18 protein-coding genes are annotated in these 15,099 nt (G+C 60.2%); 9 read left to right on the forward strand and 9 right to left on the reverse strand.

Annotated elements, in window-relative coordinates; translation table 11 throughout:
* Positions 1-89: 89 nt before the first annotated feature.
* The 4 genes from KGB20_RS20545 to KGB20_RS20560 all read left to right on the forward strand — a co-directional run bounded on the left by KGB20_RS20545 (position 90) and on the right by KGB20_RS20560 (position 4,360).
* Positions 90-773 carry a response regulator transcription factor gene (locus KGB20_RS20545; protein ID WP_090456447.1) on the forward strand — a complete coding sequence of 228 codons (684 nt, stop codon included), beginning with the start codon at positions 90-92 and terminating at the stop codon, positions 771-773.
* Entirely contained in the window at positions 751-2,154 is a 1,404-nt protein-coding gene (locus tag KGB20_RS20550; protein WP_150815152.1) for a sensor histidine kinase, read from the forward strand. The genes KGB20_RS20545 and KGB20_RS20550 overlap by 23 nt, the downstream gene beginning before the upstream one ends.
* A 401-nt stretch (positions 2,155-2,555) precedes the next feature.
* A complete protein-coding gene (locus KGB20_RS20555) occupies positions 2,556-2,918 on the forward strand; it encodes a DUF6124 family protein (protein WP_007986222.1) in 363 nt (120 codons plus the stop codon).
* A 296-nt stretch (positions 2,919-3,214) separates the two neighbouring features.
* Positions 3,215-4,360, forward strand: coding sequence for an RHS repeat-associated core domain-containing protein (locus tag KGB20_RS20560; RefSeq protein ID WP_154910988.1), 1,146 nt, complete (start codon positions 3,215-3,217; stop codon positions 4,358-4,360).
* Positions 4,361-4,420: 60 nt separating this feature from the next.
* Here the strand turns inward: KGB20_RS20560 and KGB20_RS20565 are convergent, their stop codons facing one another.
* The gene (locus tag KGB20_RS20565; protein ID WP_154910987.1) at positions 4,421-5,017 is read right to left on the reverse strand and encodes a DinB family protein; all 597 of its coding nucleotides are present in this window, start codon (positions 5,015-5,017) and stop codon (positions 4,421-4,423) included.
* 72 nt (positions 5,018-5,089) lie between these two features.
* A complete protein-coding gene (locus KGB20_RS20570) occupies positions 5,090-6,199 on the reverse strand; it encodes an NAD(P)/FAD-dependent oxidoreductase (protein ID WP_154910986.1) in 1,110 nt (369 codons plus the stop codon).
* Positions 6,200-6,317: 118 nt separating this feature from the next.
* On the opposite strand from KGB20_RS20570, the gene KGB20_RS20575 reads away from it, so the two are divergent.
* Positions 6,318-6,638 (forward strand): DUF2388 domain-containing protein, encoded by a 321-nt coding sequence (locus KGB20_RS20575; protein ID WP_150815279.1) that lies wholly within the window; start codon positions 6,318-6,320, stop codon positions 6,636-6,638.
* Here KGB20_RS20575 and KGB20_RS20580 read toward each other — a convergent pair.
* Positions 6,632-7,624 carry a pyridoxal-phosphate dependent enzyme gene (locus tag KGB20_RS20580; RefSeq protein WP_150815278.1) on the reverse strand — a complete coding sequence of 331 codons (993 nt, stop codon included), beginning with the start codon at positions 7,622-7,624 and terminating at the stop codon, positions 6,632-6,634. The two genes, KGB20_RS20575 and KGB20_RS20580, sit on opposite strands and share 7 nt — an antisense overlap.
* A gap of 159 nt (positions 7,625-7,783) precedes the next feature.
* Here KGB20_RS20580 and KGB20_RS20585 point away from each other — a divergent pair, with 159 nt between their 5' ends.
* A complete protein-coding gene (locus KGB20_RS20585) occupies positions 7,784-8,443 on the forward strand; it encodes a methyltransferase family protein (protein ID WP_154910985.1) in 660 nt (219 codons plus the stop codon).
* Between the two features lie 122 nt (positions 8,444-8,565).
* Here the strand turns inward: KGB20_RS20585 and KGB20_RS20590 are convergent, their stop codons facing one another.
* The 5 genes from KGB20_RS20590 to KGB20_RS20610 form a co-directional block, all read right to left on the reverse strand.
* Complete coding sequence (locus KGB20_RS20590) at positions 8,566-9,228, reverse strand: HAD-IA family hydrolase (protein WP_154862314.1); 663 nt, start codon at positions 9,226-9,228, stop codon at positions 8,566-8,568.
* Between the two features lie 60 nt (positions 9,229-9,288).
* A complete protein-coding gene (locus KGB20_RS20595) occupies positions 9,289-9,696 on the reverse strand; it encodes a response regulator (RefSeq protein ID WP_154862313.1) in 408 nt (135 codons plus the stop codon).
* Between the two features lie 290 nt (positions 9,697-9,986).
* A complete protein-coding gene (locus KGB20_RS20600; RefSeq protein WP_223532957.1) occupies positions 9,987-10,148 on the reverse strand; it encodes a hypothetical protein in 162 nt (53 codons plus the stop codon).
* A gap of 53 nt (positions 10,149-10,201) precedes the next feature.
* A complete protein-coding gene (locus tag KGB20_RS20605) occupies positions 10,202-10,987 on the reverse strand; it encodes a molybdopterin-dependent oxidoreductase (protein WP_154910983.1) in 786 nt (261 codons plus the stop codon).
* A complete protein-coding gene (locus KGB20_RS20610) occupies positions 10,984-11,601 on the reverse strand; it encodes a cytochrome b/b6 domain-containing protein (protein ID WP_150815272.1) in 618 nt (205 codons plus the stop codon). The genes KGB20_RS20605 and KGB20_RS20610 overlap by 4 nt, the downstream gene beginning before the upstream one ends.
* Before the next feature lie 281 nt (positions 11,602-11,882).
* Here KGB20_RS20610 and KGB20_RS20615 point away from each other — a divergent pair, with 281 nt between their 5' ends.
* Positions 11,883-12,818 (forward strand): class I SAM-dependent methyltransferase, encoded by a 936-nt coding sequence (locus tag KGB20_RS20615; protein WP_150815270.1) that lies wholly within the window; start codon positions 11,883-11,885, stop codon positions 12,816-12,818.
* Between the two features lie 96 nt (positions 12,819-12,914).
* Here KGB20_RS20615 and KGB20_RS20620 read toward each other — a convergent pair whose 3' ends face one another.
* Entirely contained in the window at positions 12,915-13,643 is a 729-nt protein-coding gene (locus KGB20_RS20620; protein ID WP_154862420.1) for a tellurite resistance TerB family protein, read from the reverse strand.
* 257 nt (positions 13,644-13,900) lie between these two features.
* On the opposite strand from KGB20_RS20620, the gene pcsA reads away from it, so the two are divergent.
* Entirely contained in the window at positions 13,901-14,623 is a 723-nt protein-coding gene (pcsA, locus tag KGB20_RS20625; protein ID WP_057715439.1) for a phosphatidylcholine synthase, read from the forward strand.
* Positions 14,624-14,625: 2 nt separating this feature from the next.
* Positions 14,626-15,012 (forward strand): DUF488 domain-containing protein, encoded by a 387-nt coding sequence (locus KGB20_RS20630; RefSeq protein ID WP_150814996.1) that lies wholly within the window; start codon positions 14,626-14,628, stop codon positions 15,010-15,012.
* Positions 15,013-15,099: the final 87 nt, after the last annotated feature.

Here is a 15,099-nt window from a genome sequence, read left to right on the forward strand (position 1 = left end):
AGCTAGATGAAAGTTAATTTATTAAGTCGCGGGCAATTCTTGGCAAAATGCTCGCAACTTCGTATTGAACTGCTTATCAGGCCAGCCCTATGACCCGCATCTTGACCATCGAAGACGACGCCGTGACCGCCCGGGAGATTGTCGCCGAACTGAGTAGCCACGGCCTGGACGTCGACTGGGTCGACAATGGCCGCGAAGGGCTGGAGCGTGCGGTCAGCGGCAACTACGACCTGATCACCCTCGACCGCATGTTGCCCGAACTCGATGGCCTGGCGATCGTCACCACGCTTCGGACCATGGGCGTGGCCACGCCGATCCTGATGATCAGCGCGCTGTCCGACGTCGATGAACGCGTGCGCGGCCTGCGCGCCGGCGGCGACGACTACCTGACCAAACCCTTCGCCACCGATGAAATGGCCGCCCGGGTTGAAGTCCTGCTGCGCCGGCAGAACACCGTGACTGCCCAGGCCACCACTTTGCGGGTGGCGGATCTGGAACTGAACCTGATCAGCCACGAAGCCAGTCGCGACGGTCAGCTGCTGACGCTGTTGCCCACCGAGTACAAACTGCTGGAATTCCTGATGCGCAACACCGGGCAAATCCTCTCGCGGATGATGATTTTCGAAGAGGTCTGGGGTTACCACTTCGATCCCGGCACCAACCTGATCGACGTACACATCGGCCGTCTGCGCAAGAAGATCGACCCGCCTGGCAATGCCCCACTGATTCGGACCGTGCGAGGCTCGGGTTATGTCATTGCCGAACCCGTCTAAAGGCTGGCGCTCTTCCAGCAGCCGTCTGCTGGCGCTCTACAGCTCGCTGTTCGTGATCTGGAGCGGGATTCTCATGGGGGTCATGTACTACGAGGTTTCCGCTTACCTGGACAACCTGGCCAAGCATTCGCTGATGCAACGCCAGCACCTGTTTTCACGCTTCTCCGGCGAGCAACTGGTAGACGCCCTCGCCGTCAGCATGGCCTTCGACATCCGCGGCATCGACGCCTACGGCCTGTTCGATGCCCGGCACCATTACCTCAGCGGCGCCCTGCGCTACATTCCGAACGGCTTGCCACTCGATGGCAAGATCCACATGCTGCGCGATTGCGATGCCTCCGACGACAGCGACGAGCAGACGCTGCCCGCCGACAGTTGTGACGCCGTGGCGACCCGCACCCTCGACGGCCGCTGGCTGGTGCTGGTGCGCGACAACGGTTCGTTGTTTGCCGTGACCCGGATCATCCTTCACGCCTTGTTCTGGGGTGTGACCCTGACCATCGTGCCGGGCATCGTCGGCTGGTATTTGCTGCGCCGCCGCCCGTTGCGGCGCATTCGCGGGATTCAGGCCAGCGCCGAGGCCATCGTCGCCGGCGACCTGAGCCGACGCTTGCCACTGTCCAATCGGCGTGACGAACTGGACATGCTCGCCGCCATCGTCAACGCCATGCTCGAACGCATCGAGCGCTTGATGAACGAGGTCAAGGGCGTGTGCGACAACATCGCCCATGACCTGCGCACGCCCCTGACCCGTCTGCGCGCGCAGCTTTACCGCATGCAACAACAAGCCGGCGAAGGCTCGCCGCAGGCCATGCAACTGGACCTGGTGCTGGCCGAAGCCGATACGCTGATGGCACGTTTCCGAGGCTTGCTGCGGATCTCCGAGCTGGAAGATCGCCAGCGTCGCTCCGGTTTCGTCCAGGTGGACCCGGTGGCGTTGCTGCAAGAACTGCATGAGTTCTACCTGCCCCTGGCGGAAGACGACGACCTGGTGTTCCAACTTCATCTGCCCGCGTCATTGCCACCCCTTAATGGCGACCGCGCGCTGATGTTCGAAGCGGTGGCGAACCTGCTCAGCAACTCGATCAAATTCACCCCGCCCGGCGGCGCAGTGATCCTGCGCGGGATCAATGATGGCGGGCACACGCGAATCGAAGTACTCGACTCCGGCCCGGGCATTCCCGAAGCGGAACGTGAAGCGGTGTTCCAGCGCTTCTATCGCGCCGAAGCGGGCAATCACAAAAGCGGCTTCGGGCTGGGGCTGTCCATCGTCGCGGCGATTGTCAGCCTGCACGGGTTTACCCTGGAAGTGGGCAGCAGCGAACTGGGTGGCGCGCGGCTGGTGCTTGATTGTCAGGAGAGTCTGATTCCTCAAGCCTAGTGTTCATCTGAAGAGCAAAACAGATCCCCTGTGGGAGCGAGCTCGCCCGCGATGGCGGCGCCTGTTTAAAGCACATGTTTAACGGCTGTCAGCGTAACTTGATGAAAGCTACAACGCCTTGCGTCATTGCCTACGGGTACGCCAGAATCCGCCGGCTTACGCGTCTTGAGTCCGGGCATTATCGTTAGCCGGTCGCTGAAAAACAGCGATCGGGTTTGGTAGCCCGGAGTACTGCGCGTAGCGCCACTTCAAGCAGTTGCTGCTTTTATGGTTGTCATGCGCAGGGCCTCTTCGGGGGCGCCGGTTCCAGTACTCCGGTCTACCAACCTGTGCATGGCCACCGCCCTTCGTTTGGTAGCGAAAGTGATGGTTCCAATTTTTACAGTACTGGAGTTCTATCGATGATCAAACCAACACCCAACCCCCCGGAAACAGATCCCGCCTCCCCTTACGAAAGCCCCGACTCAAAGCAATTCCACGAAGCCGCCGAACGCGCCCTCAATCACTACCTCAACCCCGCAGCCAACATCATGGCCACGCCCCACAAACCGTCCACGATGTTCACCATCAACCCCGACATCGACACCGAAACCCTGCTGGCCCACGCCTGCGAGTCGCTGGCCTCGGCCAACGTGATGACCAACGATCTGGCGGGTTTTCTTGAGGGCTCGCACCGCAACACGCTGCTGGGCATTGCACAGGTCATCATGCTGGGTGAATTGGCGGTGAACCGGGCGCTGGATCGACTTGATCCGCCTGAGTAAAGCTCCGTACGTGTGGGAGCGAGCTTGCTCGCGATGGCGGCAGCACATCCAACATTTAAGTGACTGACACACCGCTATCGCGAGCAGGCTCGCTCCCACAGGTTGCGCGCACTTCCTGACTGTCCTGGTCATCTCTCGGGCCAAACTTGCGACTGCTGCCCAGCGGAATTGAAGCAGGCTACCGTCAACAAATCCCTACGCACCACAAAACCTACCTATCAGTTCTGATAGTTCCAACCGGTTGCATAACTGCCAATACTGAACGCCTGCACTTCGGCCCCTCGGAGCACCCACCCATGCTATCGCCACACAAAACCGTACTCTGCCAGTATCGCTACGATGCCCTCGACCAGTTGATCGAAAGTAGTCCGCAGCAAGCACCACAACTTCAGCGCTTCTACTGTAAAAGCCGCCTTGCGACCGAAATACAGGGCACGACACAGCATTCCATCATTCAGCACGGCGACTTGCTGCTTGCACAGCAACAGCGCGAAGGTAATGAACGCAATGCCCACTTGCTGGCTACCGACCAACAGCGTTCGGTGTTACGCACACTCAATGCGAACTCTCACTCAAAACCCATCACCTATTCGCCCTATGGCCATCGCCACCCTGAAAATGGATGGCTTAGTCTTTTGGGGTTCAATGGTGAACGACCCGACCCGGTGACCGGGCATTATTTATTGGGGAACGGGTATCGGGCTTTTAATCCGGTGTTGATGCGATTTAATAGTTCGGACAGTTGGAGTCCGTTTGGAGATGGTGGGTTGAATGCGTATGCGTATTGCGCAGGAGACCCCATAAATAAACACGACCCTAGCGGGCATATGTTCGGGAAAATAACTTCCGGGATGGCACGCACCGGAATATTAGAGTACGCATTGAAAGGCAAAAACCTAAAACGCCATGCACACATAAACCCCAACCAAGCTAAAACAGCAGCCATCCATATAAACCAGACCACCGAAAAACTAAAGAACCCAAATGCTAATATAAGCGCCACATTAAATACCGACTTCAACCTTAGAGAAAGCTCCAGCATTATAGAGCGACCCTCACTAAATCTGGAAATGCTTGCACGAGACAAAATGAATTCATCCCTCCTCCCAATGGACGGCCTTCCACCTAGTCTGCGCCACCATAACCCTAACCATCCCTACCCCCACCAACAAACCAAGATGTCGCCGAATCAATTATCCGACCAAATCAACCTAATGGAATACATAAATGGATATTCAAAATCATCAAAAAAAGATAAACTCTGGAGGCTCAATCAGGCCGCAGATTATCACCAAACACGCTTCATAAAGAATGGCACAGAAACACCATTAAACATGGATCTCGCACAAAAGTACCGCAAAAAACTGCACCTCATTACACGCAACAGAAGAGCACTCAAGGAAATCAGAACCGAAACGTTCAATAGCCATTTCCATTATTGAAGTTCCAATACTCAACCATAAACCACAACGAACTACTTCACGTAAATATGTACCTGCTGATCAACGATACCGATCCGGTAAAACACTGGTCGCACTGGAGAATTGCACAGCACATGGCGGCGCCACTATCGGGGCATTGATCGACTGCAGGACCACCGGCTCGGACTCGCGCAGGTACACCGGCATGTCGGTCACCGGTGGCATGGCCGGAATCTCGAAGTACATCTGCACCACCCAGCCACGGTGATAGCTGGCGTGGTTGACCACGTGCATCAGCATCGCGCCGGCACTCATGGTGCCGCTTTCGCCTGAGACAAAGGTGAATTCCAGTGGCTTGTCCAGGGAGGCATCGGTTTGCCGGGCACTCCAGTCGCAGTACCAGCGATCGATGTTTTTTTGCGCCATGCGCAGTTCGGACAGATCGGCATGCAGCAGGTCGTGTGAAGTCTTGAAGCCATGCCCCCGGCCTTCAAGGTGCGCCTGCCAGATGCAATCGACCACGTACACGTGATTGAGGGTGCCAATCATGTTTTTGAACACCGACACCCGTTCTTTTTTGACTTCGCCCGGAGGGAGCGCCGCGAGGCTGTCAAAGAGGCGCTGATTGGCCCAGCGTTTGTAATCGGCCAGCAGGCAGGCAGTGCGTACGGTGATCATCAGAGTTCTCCGATGGCAGTAAGCGCATCCCCTAGCATAGACCCGATGGCCACAAAGCAGCGCCAGCCCTGATCATCGGTCGTCCAGGTGTTTCACCACCAACTCGGCGAGCGCCAGGCAACTGGTCAGCCCCGGTGACTCGATACCGAACAGATTCACCAGCCCCGGCACGCCATGTTCGGCGCGAGCGCTGATGAGAAAGTCGGCGCTCGGCTCTGTCGGCCCGCTGATTTTCGGGCGAATGCCGCTGTAGGCCGGTTGCAGGCTGTTGTCCGGCAACCCCGGCCAATAGCGGCGGATCGCCTGATAAAACCCCTCGGCCCGATTGGGTTCGACGCGGTAATCAATGTGCTCGACCCATTCAACATCCGGCCCGAAGCGCGCCTGCCCGCCCAGGTCCAGGGTCATGTGCACACCCAGTCCGGCGCTCTCCGGAGCCGGATACACCAGGTGGCGAAACGGCGCCCGGCCGCTGAAACTGAAATAACTGCCCTTGCACAAATGCGCCCGGGGAATGAATGCCCCAGGCAGTCCGACAATGCTGCTCGCCACCTCGGGAGCGGACAGCCCCGCGCAGTTGATCAATTCGCGGCAGCACAGCGTCATGGGTTGACTGCCGCCCATGTGCAGCTCGAAACCCTGTTCGATGCAACGGGCAGACAGCAGCGGCGTGTGCAAGGCCAGCGTGGCGCCGAACCTCTGGGCATCGCCCTGTAGCGCCAGCATCAGCCCGTGGGAGTCGACAATGCCGGTAGACGGCGACCACAGCGCCGCGACGCAGGACAACGCCGGTTCAAGCTCCCGGGCCTGCGGGCCATCCAGCCACTTCAGGTCATCGACACCATTGGCACGCCCCTGCTGCAACAGGCGCTGCAAAGCTGCGTGCTGCTGTTCGTCGGTGGCCACTATCAGCTTGCCCACGCGCCGGTAATCGACGCCGTGCTCATCGCAATAGGCGTAGAGACGCTGCTTACCTTCCACACACAGCCGCGCCTTGAGGCTGCCGTCCGGGTAATAGATGCCAGCGTGAATCACTTCTGAATTACGCGAACTGATGCCCGTGCCGATACCCTCACTCGCCTCGACCACCAGCACTTCCCGCCCGTTCCTGGCCAGGGCCCTGGCCACCGCCAGGCCGACCACGCCGGCCCCGATTACCACGCTTTGAATATCGACGTTCAACGACCTTGCCTCCCTCTCACCCCGTTCCTCGCTAATGCCAGGGAACTCTCGGCGACCGTCACGCATCCTAAACTATGTGGTACTTACCTTATGCTTCATGCTGTCGGAGGACACCGTCATGCGCCGCATATTTATCATTTCTTCCCTGGTACTTTGTTTACCCTTCGGCTCGGCTCTGGCCGATGTGGATGCGGGTGACGTCGCCACTTCCGCCGGGGTTTCCGCCTCGCTGTACTCGACGTTCAAAGACGACAAACTCATGATTCCCGCCCGGGATGACGCTTCCAGCTTCGTCGCCAGCGGCGGTGCGATTCGTGGTGCTTACCTGGAGGCGCTGTTGAAAAAGGTCCGCCAGGACAATCCCGCCCTCAACAATGCAAGCGACGAAGACCTGGCCCGCGCCATTCTCGTCCAGGAAGGCGTTGCCACCGATCACTGAAGATCGTCATCGCCAGCGGTGGGGCTTGTGACACCGGGATAGCGTTTCCAGCCCTGCCTGGCGTGCGTGCCAGTGGACAAACGCGCCCACCCGGCCACGATTTGCGCGTTGATACTCACCCCGCCGCACACCACGATCACCACGTCATTGGCGTCGGCAATCGCCGGGTGATCCAGGTAGGCAATCGCCAATGAAACCCCGCACGCAGGTTCGACCAGCTGACGCAAATCATTGGCGTAACGCACCACGCCCATGATCGCCTCATCATCACTGAGCACCACGCACTCATGGGGGAATTCGCCGATGTGCTTGACCGGCCAGGCGGCCACTTGTGCGGCGCCCAGGGACGTGGCGACAGTGTCGATTTTCGGCAGTCTGACCGGGTGCCCGGCCGCCACCGCCGCGGCGAATGATGCCGCGCCTTCGGTTTCGCAGGCAACGATGCGGCAATCGGTGTGCCGATGACGTATCAGGCCGGTGAGCAGCCCCGCCAGCAAGCCACCGCCGCCCACCGATGTCACCAGCACATCCACTGGCGGGCAGTCTTCGAGGATTTCATCGACCATGGTGCTGTGCCCTTCCCACAACACCGGGTGGTCGAAGGCCGGCACGAATTCACTGCGCGGGTCCTGGGCGAGTTCCCGCGCCCGTTGATTGGCTTCGTCCCAGACCTTGCCGTGCACGATCACCTCGGCGCCGGTATTGCTGATCCGCGCCCGGGTGCTTTGCGGGGTAGTGTGCGGCACCACGATGCATGCCTTGAGCCCCAGGCATGCAGCGGCCATGGCCGTGGCCAGGCCCGCGTTACCGCCGGAGGGACAGACCACCTTGCGCTTGCCCTGCTGCGCCGCCCGGCTGCACAGCAAGCCAATGCCGCGTATTTTGAACGAGCCGCCAGGTTGCAGGTTTTCCAGTTTCAGCCAGATACGGCGGGTCGGAGTCGATAGGCCAGGGTGCAGGATCAAAGGCGTTCGGATGTGAAGCATATCGGTTCCTGTTACACGCCACCGGCTCGCGGAACAGGTCAACGAGCCAGCGGTGAACGGTTCTCTCATGCAAGTTTAGTTCACCCGGTCCGGGGTGACCGTCTCGGCGGTCTGGCGCAGGCTCCTACACTTAGAGGTAAGCTAATTCGTGGAGGCACCATGAAGATCTCGGCAAAATTGGCGTTTTTCGCCGTCATCAGCACCCTCGCCTACCTCGTCTTGGCGATCTGGGGAATCGGTGGATTCGCGGCTTATTTCAGCCACGGTTCACTGGTTGTCGTTGCCCTGGCCACCCTGATCATGGCTGTCGCGTCGCTGTTCACCGAGGTCAACCTGAGTTCGGGGGAACGCGAAGACCGGGCCAACCGCTGGGTCATTCCGGTCTTCGGGGTGATCGGGCTGCTGAGCGGCTTTCTGCCGGCCTATACCGACCGCATCGATTTCTGGACCTTTGGCGGTGAAGGCGTGCGCTGGCTTGGGGCGCTGTTGTTCATCGTCGGCGGCGCACTGCGGTTGTGGCCGGTGTTTGTGCTGGGCAAGCGCTTCAGTGGGCTGGTGGCCATTCAGCCGGGCCATCGACTGGTCACCGAGGGGATCTACCGCAACCTGCGCAACCCCAGTTATCTGGGGATGATGGTCATCGGCATCGGTTGGGCACTGGCCTTTCGCTCTGGTGTCGGGCTGATATTGGTGGCGCTGATGCTGATCCCGCTGATTGCGCGCATTCACTCGGAAGAGGCCTTGCTGAGGGCGCAGTTCGGCAGCGAATACGAGGCCTATTGCGCCCGCTCCTGGCGGTTGATCCCTGGGCTTTACTGACCGGAACACTGATCCCCTGTGGGAGCGGGCTTGCTCGCGAAGGCATAGTGTCAGTCGCTATCAATGTTGACTGATACGCCGCTTTCGCGAGCAAGTCGGATCGCCGCACCGCCGCTCCCACATTAGGCCGTGTGCAGGCGCAATCCATCGGCACCCACCTTAACCAGAACCGATTCATAACTTGCCAACGTCGCATGCAACGTCTCGATCGGCTGCTCATGGGTCGCCGTGACAATCATCAAATCCGCCCCCGCCGCCTCGGCGGCCAGAATCCCCACCGTGGCGTCCTCAAAAACCAGGCACTGCTCAGGCTCGACACCCAAGCGCCGGGCCGCGAGTTTGTACCCCGTCGGATCGGGTTTGCCGACCGTGACGTCCTCGGCCGTAATCATGACGTCAGGCTCCGGTATCCCCGCCGCCGCCATGCGCCGCAACGCCAGTTCCCGCGGGGCGGAAGTGACGATGGCCCATTGGCCGGCTGGCAAGGACCGCAAGAATTTTGCCGCGCCAGCCACTTCCAATACCCCGTCGACGTCGACGACCTCCGCTTCGGTAATCCACGCGGCTTCGGCCTCGGCATCCACCCCGGGCAAGTCCAGGCGCCTGATGGTGTCGATGGCGCGGGCACCGTGAATGGTCGGCAGGAAGCTGTCGACATCGACACCATGACGTACCGCCCAGGTGGTCCAGACCCGCTCGGCGGCGGCAATGGACGTCAGGACGGTGCCGTCCATATCGAACAGAAAGGCACGGTAAGTCGAGTTGAATACAGAGTGATCGGACAAGGAAAAGAACCTCGCAGGTGCCGGACGGATTTGCCCGGCAATGTAGCATCTGCGCGCAGATCAGTTGAGTCGTTTGGACTTGAAGGTCTGGCCCACGCAATCGAGCAGCCCGCCAATCATCCAGGGTTTCTTGATGAACGAGACCGCGTGCCGCACGCCTGCGCTTTCAGGGGTTTCGAAGCCGGACATGATCATGATCGGCTTGTCCGGCCAGCGATCGCCGAACTGGTTGGCCAGATCCGCGCCGTTGAGCGTGCCGGGCATGGTGATGTCTGTCAGCAGCATGTGCACCTGTGGCGCATGCTGCTCCAGATAAATCGCTGCCGCGTCCGCACTGACTTGCGGCTCGACGACAAAACCTTCCTCCTGAAGAATTTCACAGAGAAACTCCAGGATCAGCGGGTCGTCCTCAACCACCAGAATCAACCCGCCAGGAAGATCCCCACCCGCCGTCGGTACTCGACTCATGACCGTGCCGCTCCCTGATTGCCTCGATGATTTCGCGGGTTCTGATCCGCCACCTAAAAGGTATGAGCAGCGGAATCGGTGGAAATTCATTTTTGATACAGCCAGATGACCGGCGCCAAGCGTCCGGATCAATCATCGATGTCCCTTTTGGGGATTCAGGTAGTTCGGGGCGACAAAAACCTGTGGGAGCGGGCTTGCTCGCGAAGGCATAGTGTCAGTCGCTATCAATGTTGACTGATACGCCGCTTTCGCGAGCAAGCCCGCTCCCACAGGGTCTGCGGTGCTTGGAATTACTGCGACATTTCGCTTTTTTTCATCGCATCCTTGGACATGGCGTCTTTGGACATCGAGTCCTTGCTCATGCTGCCGTTATCGACAGCAGTAGCGGCAAACACAGAGGCAGCACCAACGGCCAGGCACATGGACAGAACAACAGTGGTCAACTTTTTCATGATGGATCTCCTTGGAGCACGGGATTGCGGACGGTGAATGTTTCGCACGATCATCAGCTGCCACCGAACCAGTTGTAGCCCTGGTCTTCCCAGTAGCCGCCGCTGTAGGTGTTGCTGACGAAAATCGCCTGAATGTGTTTGGGGTTCTTGTAGCCAAGCTTGGTGGGCATGCGCAGCTTCATCGGGAAGCCATATTCGCGCGGCAGCACCGCGCCGTCCCAGGTCAGCGCCAACAGGGTTTGCGCATGCAGCGCGGTGGCCATGTCGATGCTGGTGTAGTAGTCGTCGGCGCATTTGAAACCGACGTATTTGGCATCGGTGTCGGCGCCGATGCGCTTGAGGAAATCGCTGAAGCGTACGCCGCCCCAACGCCCGATCGCGCTCCAGCCTTCGACGCAAATGTGCCGGGTGATTTGCTCGGTCTGGGCCATGGCCCTTAGCTCTTCGAGGCGCCAGCTGCGCTTGTCGGCGACCAGGCCGGTGACTTCCAGGCGATAGCCCTCCTCCTCTACCGTCGGCGCTTCGTCGATGCCGTAGAAGGCATTGAAGGGAAACGGCCGGGTGATCATCGATTCGGGATAGGTCGGCGCCATCGCGTTGGGGTTGAACAGCCAGCCTTGCACCCGGTCGTTGAAGCGCGACATGGACGACAGCGCAGTCTCAACACTGTCGTTGTCGGTGATGTTGCAGCCGGACAGCATCGCCACGCCGCCAAGGGTCAGGCCGCGCAACAGGAACGAGCGGCGCGAGCGGTCCTCGATCTGTGGCGCGAGGATCTTGCGGGCATCGGTGAGGATCGAACCCTCGTCCAGCCCGGCTACCTGAATGCGCTTTTTCATACCTGCTCCTTGCGGCCGACGATCATGGCCCACAGCGTTTTTGGAACCAGTGCGACCATCACCAGATGCACCACCACGAAGGCCACCAGCAATGCCATGGCGAAGAAGTGCACGCGACGTGCGCCCTCGTAGCCGAACAGCAACTCCCGCAGCAGCGGAAACTGCACCGACTTCCACAACACCAGCCCGGAGAGCACCAGCAGGAGGATGTCGACCATCACGAACAGGTATGCAAAACGCTGCACCTGGTTGTAGTGATTGAGGTCGGCGTGCCCGAGTTTTCCCCGCAAGGCGGCCCACAGGTCGTGCAACACGCCTTTGGGCGACACCGGGAAGAAACGCCGCTTCAGGCGCCCGCTGAACAGGTTGAAGGCCAGGTAAATCAGACCGTTGATCGCCAGGAACCACATCGCCGCGAAGTGCCATTGCAGCGCGCCTGCCAGCCAGCCGCCGAGGGTGATCGAATTGGGAAAGCTGAAATCGTAGAGCGGCGAGGCGTTATAGATGCGCCAACCGCTGGTGACCATCACCAGCACCGCCAGGGCGTTGAGCCAATGGGTCAGCCGCAGCCAGCGTGGATGGCTGGCCTTGGGTGAAGCAGTTGTCTGCGACATGTCCGGCTCCCGTTTGTTGTTGTTCGTTGGAGCCGAGTATGGAAGCCGGAAGATCGCCAAATCCTCACGCAAAGTTAAATTAAACGTGATAACTCGCTCCTGACGAGCACCGGAAAACCTGTGGGAGCGAGCTTGCTCGCGATGGCGTCGTATCCGGCGATACAACTGCTGAATGACCCACCTCTATCGCGAGCAAGCTCGCTCCTACAGGGTTCTGTGGTGGTCCGTCGGTTGTGCAATTATGGTTAAATGCCGCCCCCGCAAATTGCCGACCCAGACCAATGAACGCAGACGCCCTCTCCACCCTTCACGACCACTTGCTGACGGCACTGGCAACACCCCCCGCCGAAACCCGCCGCCTGTTCCACGGCCGTGGCCGCTGCTGGCCGGGGCTGGAGCAAGTGACCGTGGACTGGTTGCAGGGCGTCGTGCTGGTGGCGCTGTTCAAGGAGCCGGAAGCTGAGCAACTGGAAGGCTTGAAGCAGTTGCTGATGGCGATCACCGAGTCAACGCAATGGGCCCAGTCCGGCGCCCACACCCTGTTGCTGCAACATCGCTACCTGCTGCAAAGCACCACCGAGTGGCTGCTGGGGGACGTCATCGAGGAAATGACCATCACCGAGGGTGGCCTGAAGTACCGGGTGGACCTGGGCCGCAAACAGAACACCGGGCTGTTCCTCGACATGCGCTACGGTCGCGACTGGGTGCGGGCCAATGCCGAGGGAAAACGGGTGTTGAACCTGTTCGCCTACACCTGCGGATTTTCGGTGGCGGCCATCGAAGGCGGCGCGAGCCACGTGGTCAACCTCGACATGTCGAGCCCGGCCTTGAACCGTGGCCGTGACAACCACCGGCTCAACGGCCACGACATGAGCAAGGTCAGTTTCCTCGGCCACGACCTGTTCAAGTCCTGGGGCAAGGTGATCGGCAAAGGCCCGTACGACCTGGTGATCATCGACCCCCCATCGTTCCAGAAAGGCAGCTTCCTGCTGACCAAGGACTACCAGCGAGTGTTGCGCCGATTGCCGGAATTGCTCAGCCCCCAGGGTACCGTGCTGGCATGCATGAACGACCCGGCCTTCGGAGCTGATTTCCTGATCGATGGCGTGACACACGAGGCGCCAAGCCTGCGGTTCGAGCAACGGCTGGAGAATCCGCCGGAGTTTCCGGATACCGATCTCGAGTGTGGGTTGAAGGCGTTGGTGTTTCGGCAGTAACACCGAGTCATGCCCTTCGCGAGTAGGCTCCCCACAGTGTTTTTCAGCGCACACGGAATCTGCGCTCGATGGCGATCAAAATGTGGGAGCACCCCGTCAGGCAGTGCCCTTGGCCTGCTGCTCCAGGTGCACTTGCAACTGCGGGTCGATCTGCAACGCCGCGGCCAGTTCATCCAGATAGTTGCGTTCGGCGTCCTGCTGGTCGTCCACCAGCATGACGCTGGCCAGGTACATCTCCGAGGCCATGCCCGGGTCGGTGGCCGACTGCGCGATGTCATAGGCATCCAGTGGCTTGGCGACCTCGTCGTCCAGCCATTGCTGCAATTGCGGATCGTCGGTGTGACGGCCGATTTCAGTGCTGATCATCTGTTTCTCGGCGGCATCGATGCGGCCATCGGCCTTGGCCGCGGCAATCAATGCCCGCAGGATCGCATGGCTGTGCTCCTCGGCCTCCGGGCCGGCCAGCAAGTCCACGGTCCGTGGCGCTTCCTGCGGCGCCGAGGCCTGACTACGCTGCCAGGCCTGGTACGCCTGGAACGCCATCATGCCCAGGGACGCCAGCGCCGCATAATTGGTGCCGCCAGCGGAGCGACTTTGCGGTGCACCGCCCATCGGCGAACCGCCGCCAAGTAAACCACCGAGCAAACCGCCCAACCCTGCGCCACCGCCGCCAGCACTGGTACCGGCACCCCCGCCCAACAAACCGCCGAGCAATCCACCCAGGTCGCCGAGCCCGCCCTGGGCCGATGCGTCACCGCCACCCTGTCGCGCCATCGAGCCCTGGCCGGCGCGCAGTAATTGTTCGAGCAGATCGCTGGTGTTCATGACGTTTGTCCTCTTGAAGGGCGTTTATCCAGTCAGGCAACGATAGCCCCCGCAGGCGAATGTGCCAGCACCGTTGGGCTGACCCGCCCGCGCTTTCCCGGATTCGTCCGGGGTATTTTCTTGCGGCGCAGCTAAGATTCATGAGTGGTGAACCTTATTCCCGGATACCCGGTCGATACCTGCAACCCGACCCGGTTTGCCACCACCCCGTACACGAGGTGACAACTGGCTTGCTTCATTCACTGGAGAACGCCCCTGTGATTTCAACCCTGTACATCGCCAGGCTCAAAGCATGGGGCGCCCATGGTTTTACCGCCACTGGCGTGGTCACCGCTTTCCTCGCCACCCTGTCCCTGCTGGAAAACCAGCCGACCCATTGCCTGCTGTGGCTGGGTGTCGCCCTGATCGTTGACGGACTGGACGGTGCGCTGGCACGCAAGGTCAACGTGCAGTCGGTTTTGCCGAGCTTCGATGGCTCGATCCTCGACCTGGTGATCGACTACCTGACGTACGTGTTTATCCCGGCACTGTTCATCTATCGCTATATCCCGTTGCCGGACTACACCTTGCTGCTGAGCGTGTCGCTGATTCTGGTGTCGTCGCTGTTCTGCTTCTGCAACGTCAACATGAAGAGCAAGGACAACTACTTCCAGGGCTTCCCCGCCGCCTGGAACGTGGTTGCCCTGTGCCTTTACATCATCGCCCCGTCGCCGTGGATCACCTTCATTACAGTCATTGGCCTGGCCCTGCTGACCGTGACCCGGATGAAATTCCTGCACCCGTTTCGCGTGCGCCGGTTCATGCCGATCAACATTGCGGTGACGGCCATCTGGTTGCTGTGCAGCCTGTCACTGGTGCTCAACCATCCGCTGATCAACCCGTGGGTGATGGGGCTGTGGCTGCTGATGTCGGCGTACTTCCTGGGCATCTGCTTGTGGCGCACGGCGCTGGAGTGGTTCGACGAATCGAGGCTCAAGTAGCCATGGCGGTCCATATCGTTCAACTCGGCTCACCCCGTCGACCCGATGAAGGATTGCGCCTGGGCACGGTACGCCGCCCTCCCCGTGGCGTACCGAAAGCCGAATTCGCCCGTCGGGACTTTTATGATGTCTGGCAGCCGCTGCTGTCGCCCAGTGCGCAGTTGGTGGCCGAGGCCAAGGCTGCGCAAGATGCCAAGGCCTGGGAGGTGTTCCGGCGCAAGTTCAAGACCGAGATGAGCCAGCCCGCTGCCAGTCAGTTACTGGATCTGCTGGCCGCGTTGTCCCATCAGACGTCCCTGGCCGTGGGCTGTTATTGCGAGGATGAAGCGCATTGCCATCGGTCGGTGTTGCGCGAGTTGCTGCAGGCGCGGGGGGCCGTAGTGATTTAGATGCCATGACCATCACACAACCCCTGTGGGAGCGGGCTTGCTCGCGAAAGCGGTCTTTCAGTCGAAGATGCTGTGGCTGATACACCG

This window comes from Pseudomonas sp. BF-R-30 (genome assembly GCF_019956175.1).
In the GTDB taxonomy this organism is placed as follows: Bacteria; Pseudomonadota; Gammaproteobacteria; order Pseudomonadales; family Pseudomonadaceae; genus Aquipseudomonas; species Aquipseudomonas jessenii.

What these genes read in the sequence shown, in the direction of transcription:
- KGB20_RS20545 (WP_090456447.1), top strand. Translation starts at nt 90, where the DNA reads ATGACCCGCATCTTGACCATCGAAGACGACGCCGTGACCGCCCGGGAG.
- KGB20_RS20550 (WP_150815152.1), top strand. Translation starts at nt 751, where the DNA reads ATGTCATTGCCGAACCCGTCTAAAGGCTGGCGCTCTTCCAGCAGCCGT.
- KGB20_RS20555 (WP_007986222.1), top strand. Translation starts at nt 2,556, where the DNA reads ATGATCAAACCAACACCCAACCCCCCGGAAACAGATCCCGCCTCCCCT.
- KGB20_RS20560 (WP_154910988.1), top strand. Translation starts at nt 3,215, where the DNA reads ATGCTATCGCCACACAAAACCGTACTCTGCCAGTATCGCTACGATGCC.
- KGB20_RS20565 (WP_154910987.1), bottom strand. Translation starts at nt 5,017, where the DNA reads ATGATCACCGTACGCACTGCCTGCCTGCTGGCCGATTACAAACGCTGG.
- KGB20_RS20575 (WP_150815279.1), top strand. Translation starts at nt 6,318, where the DNA reads ATGCGCCGCATATTTATCATTTCTTCCCTGGTACTTTGTTTACCCTTC.
- KGB20_RS20580 (WP_150815278.1), bottom strand. Translation starts at nt 7,624, where the DNA reads ATGCTTCACATCCGAACGCCTTTGATCCTGCACCCTGGCCTATCGACT.
- KGB20_RS20585 (WP_154910985.1), top strand. Translation starts at nt 7,784, where the DNA reads ATGAAGATCTCGGCAAAATTGGCGTTTTTCGCCGTCATCAGCACCCTC.
- KGB20_RS20595 (WP_154862313.1), bottom strand. Translation starts at nt 9,696, where the DNA reads ATGAGTCGAGTACCGACGGCGGGTGGGGATCTTCCTGGCGGGTTGATT.
- KGB20_RS20600 (WP_223532957.1), bottom strand. Translation starts at nt 10,148, where the DNA reads ATGAAAAAGTTGACCACTGTTGTTCTGTCCATGTGCCTGGCCGTTGGT.
- KGB20_RS20605 (WP_154910983.1), bottom strand. Translation starts at nt 10,987, where the DNA reads ATGAAAAAGCGCATTCAGGTAGCCGGGCTGGACGAGGGTTCGATCCTC.
- KGB20_RS20610 (WP_150815272.1), bottom strand. Translation starts at nt 11,601, where the DNA reads ATGTCGCAGACAACTGCTTCACCCAAGGCCAGCCATCCACGCTGGCTG.
- KGB20_RS20615 (WP_150815270.1), top strand. Translation starts at nt 11,883, where the DNA reads ATGAACGCAGACGCCCTCTCCACCCTTCACGACCACTTGCTGACGGCA.
- KGB20_RS20620 (WP_154862420.1), bottom strand. Translation starts at nt 13,643, where the DNA reads ATGAACACCAGCGATCTGCTCGAACAATTACTGCGCGCCGGCCAGGGC.
- KGB20_RS20630 (WP_150814996.1), top strand. Translation starts at nt 14,626, where the DNA reads ATGGCGGTCCATATCGTTCAACTCGGCTCACCCCGTCGACCCGATGAA.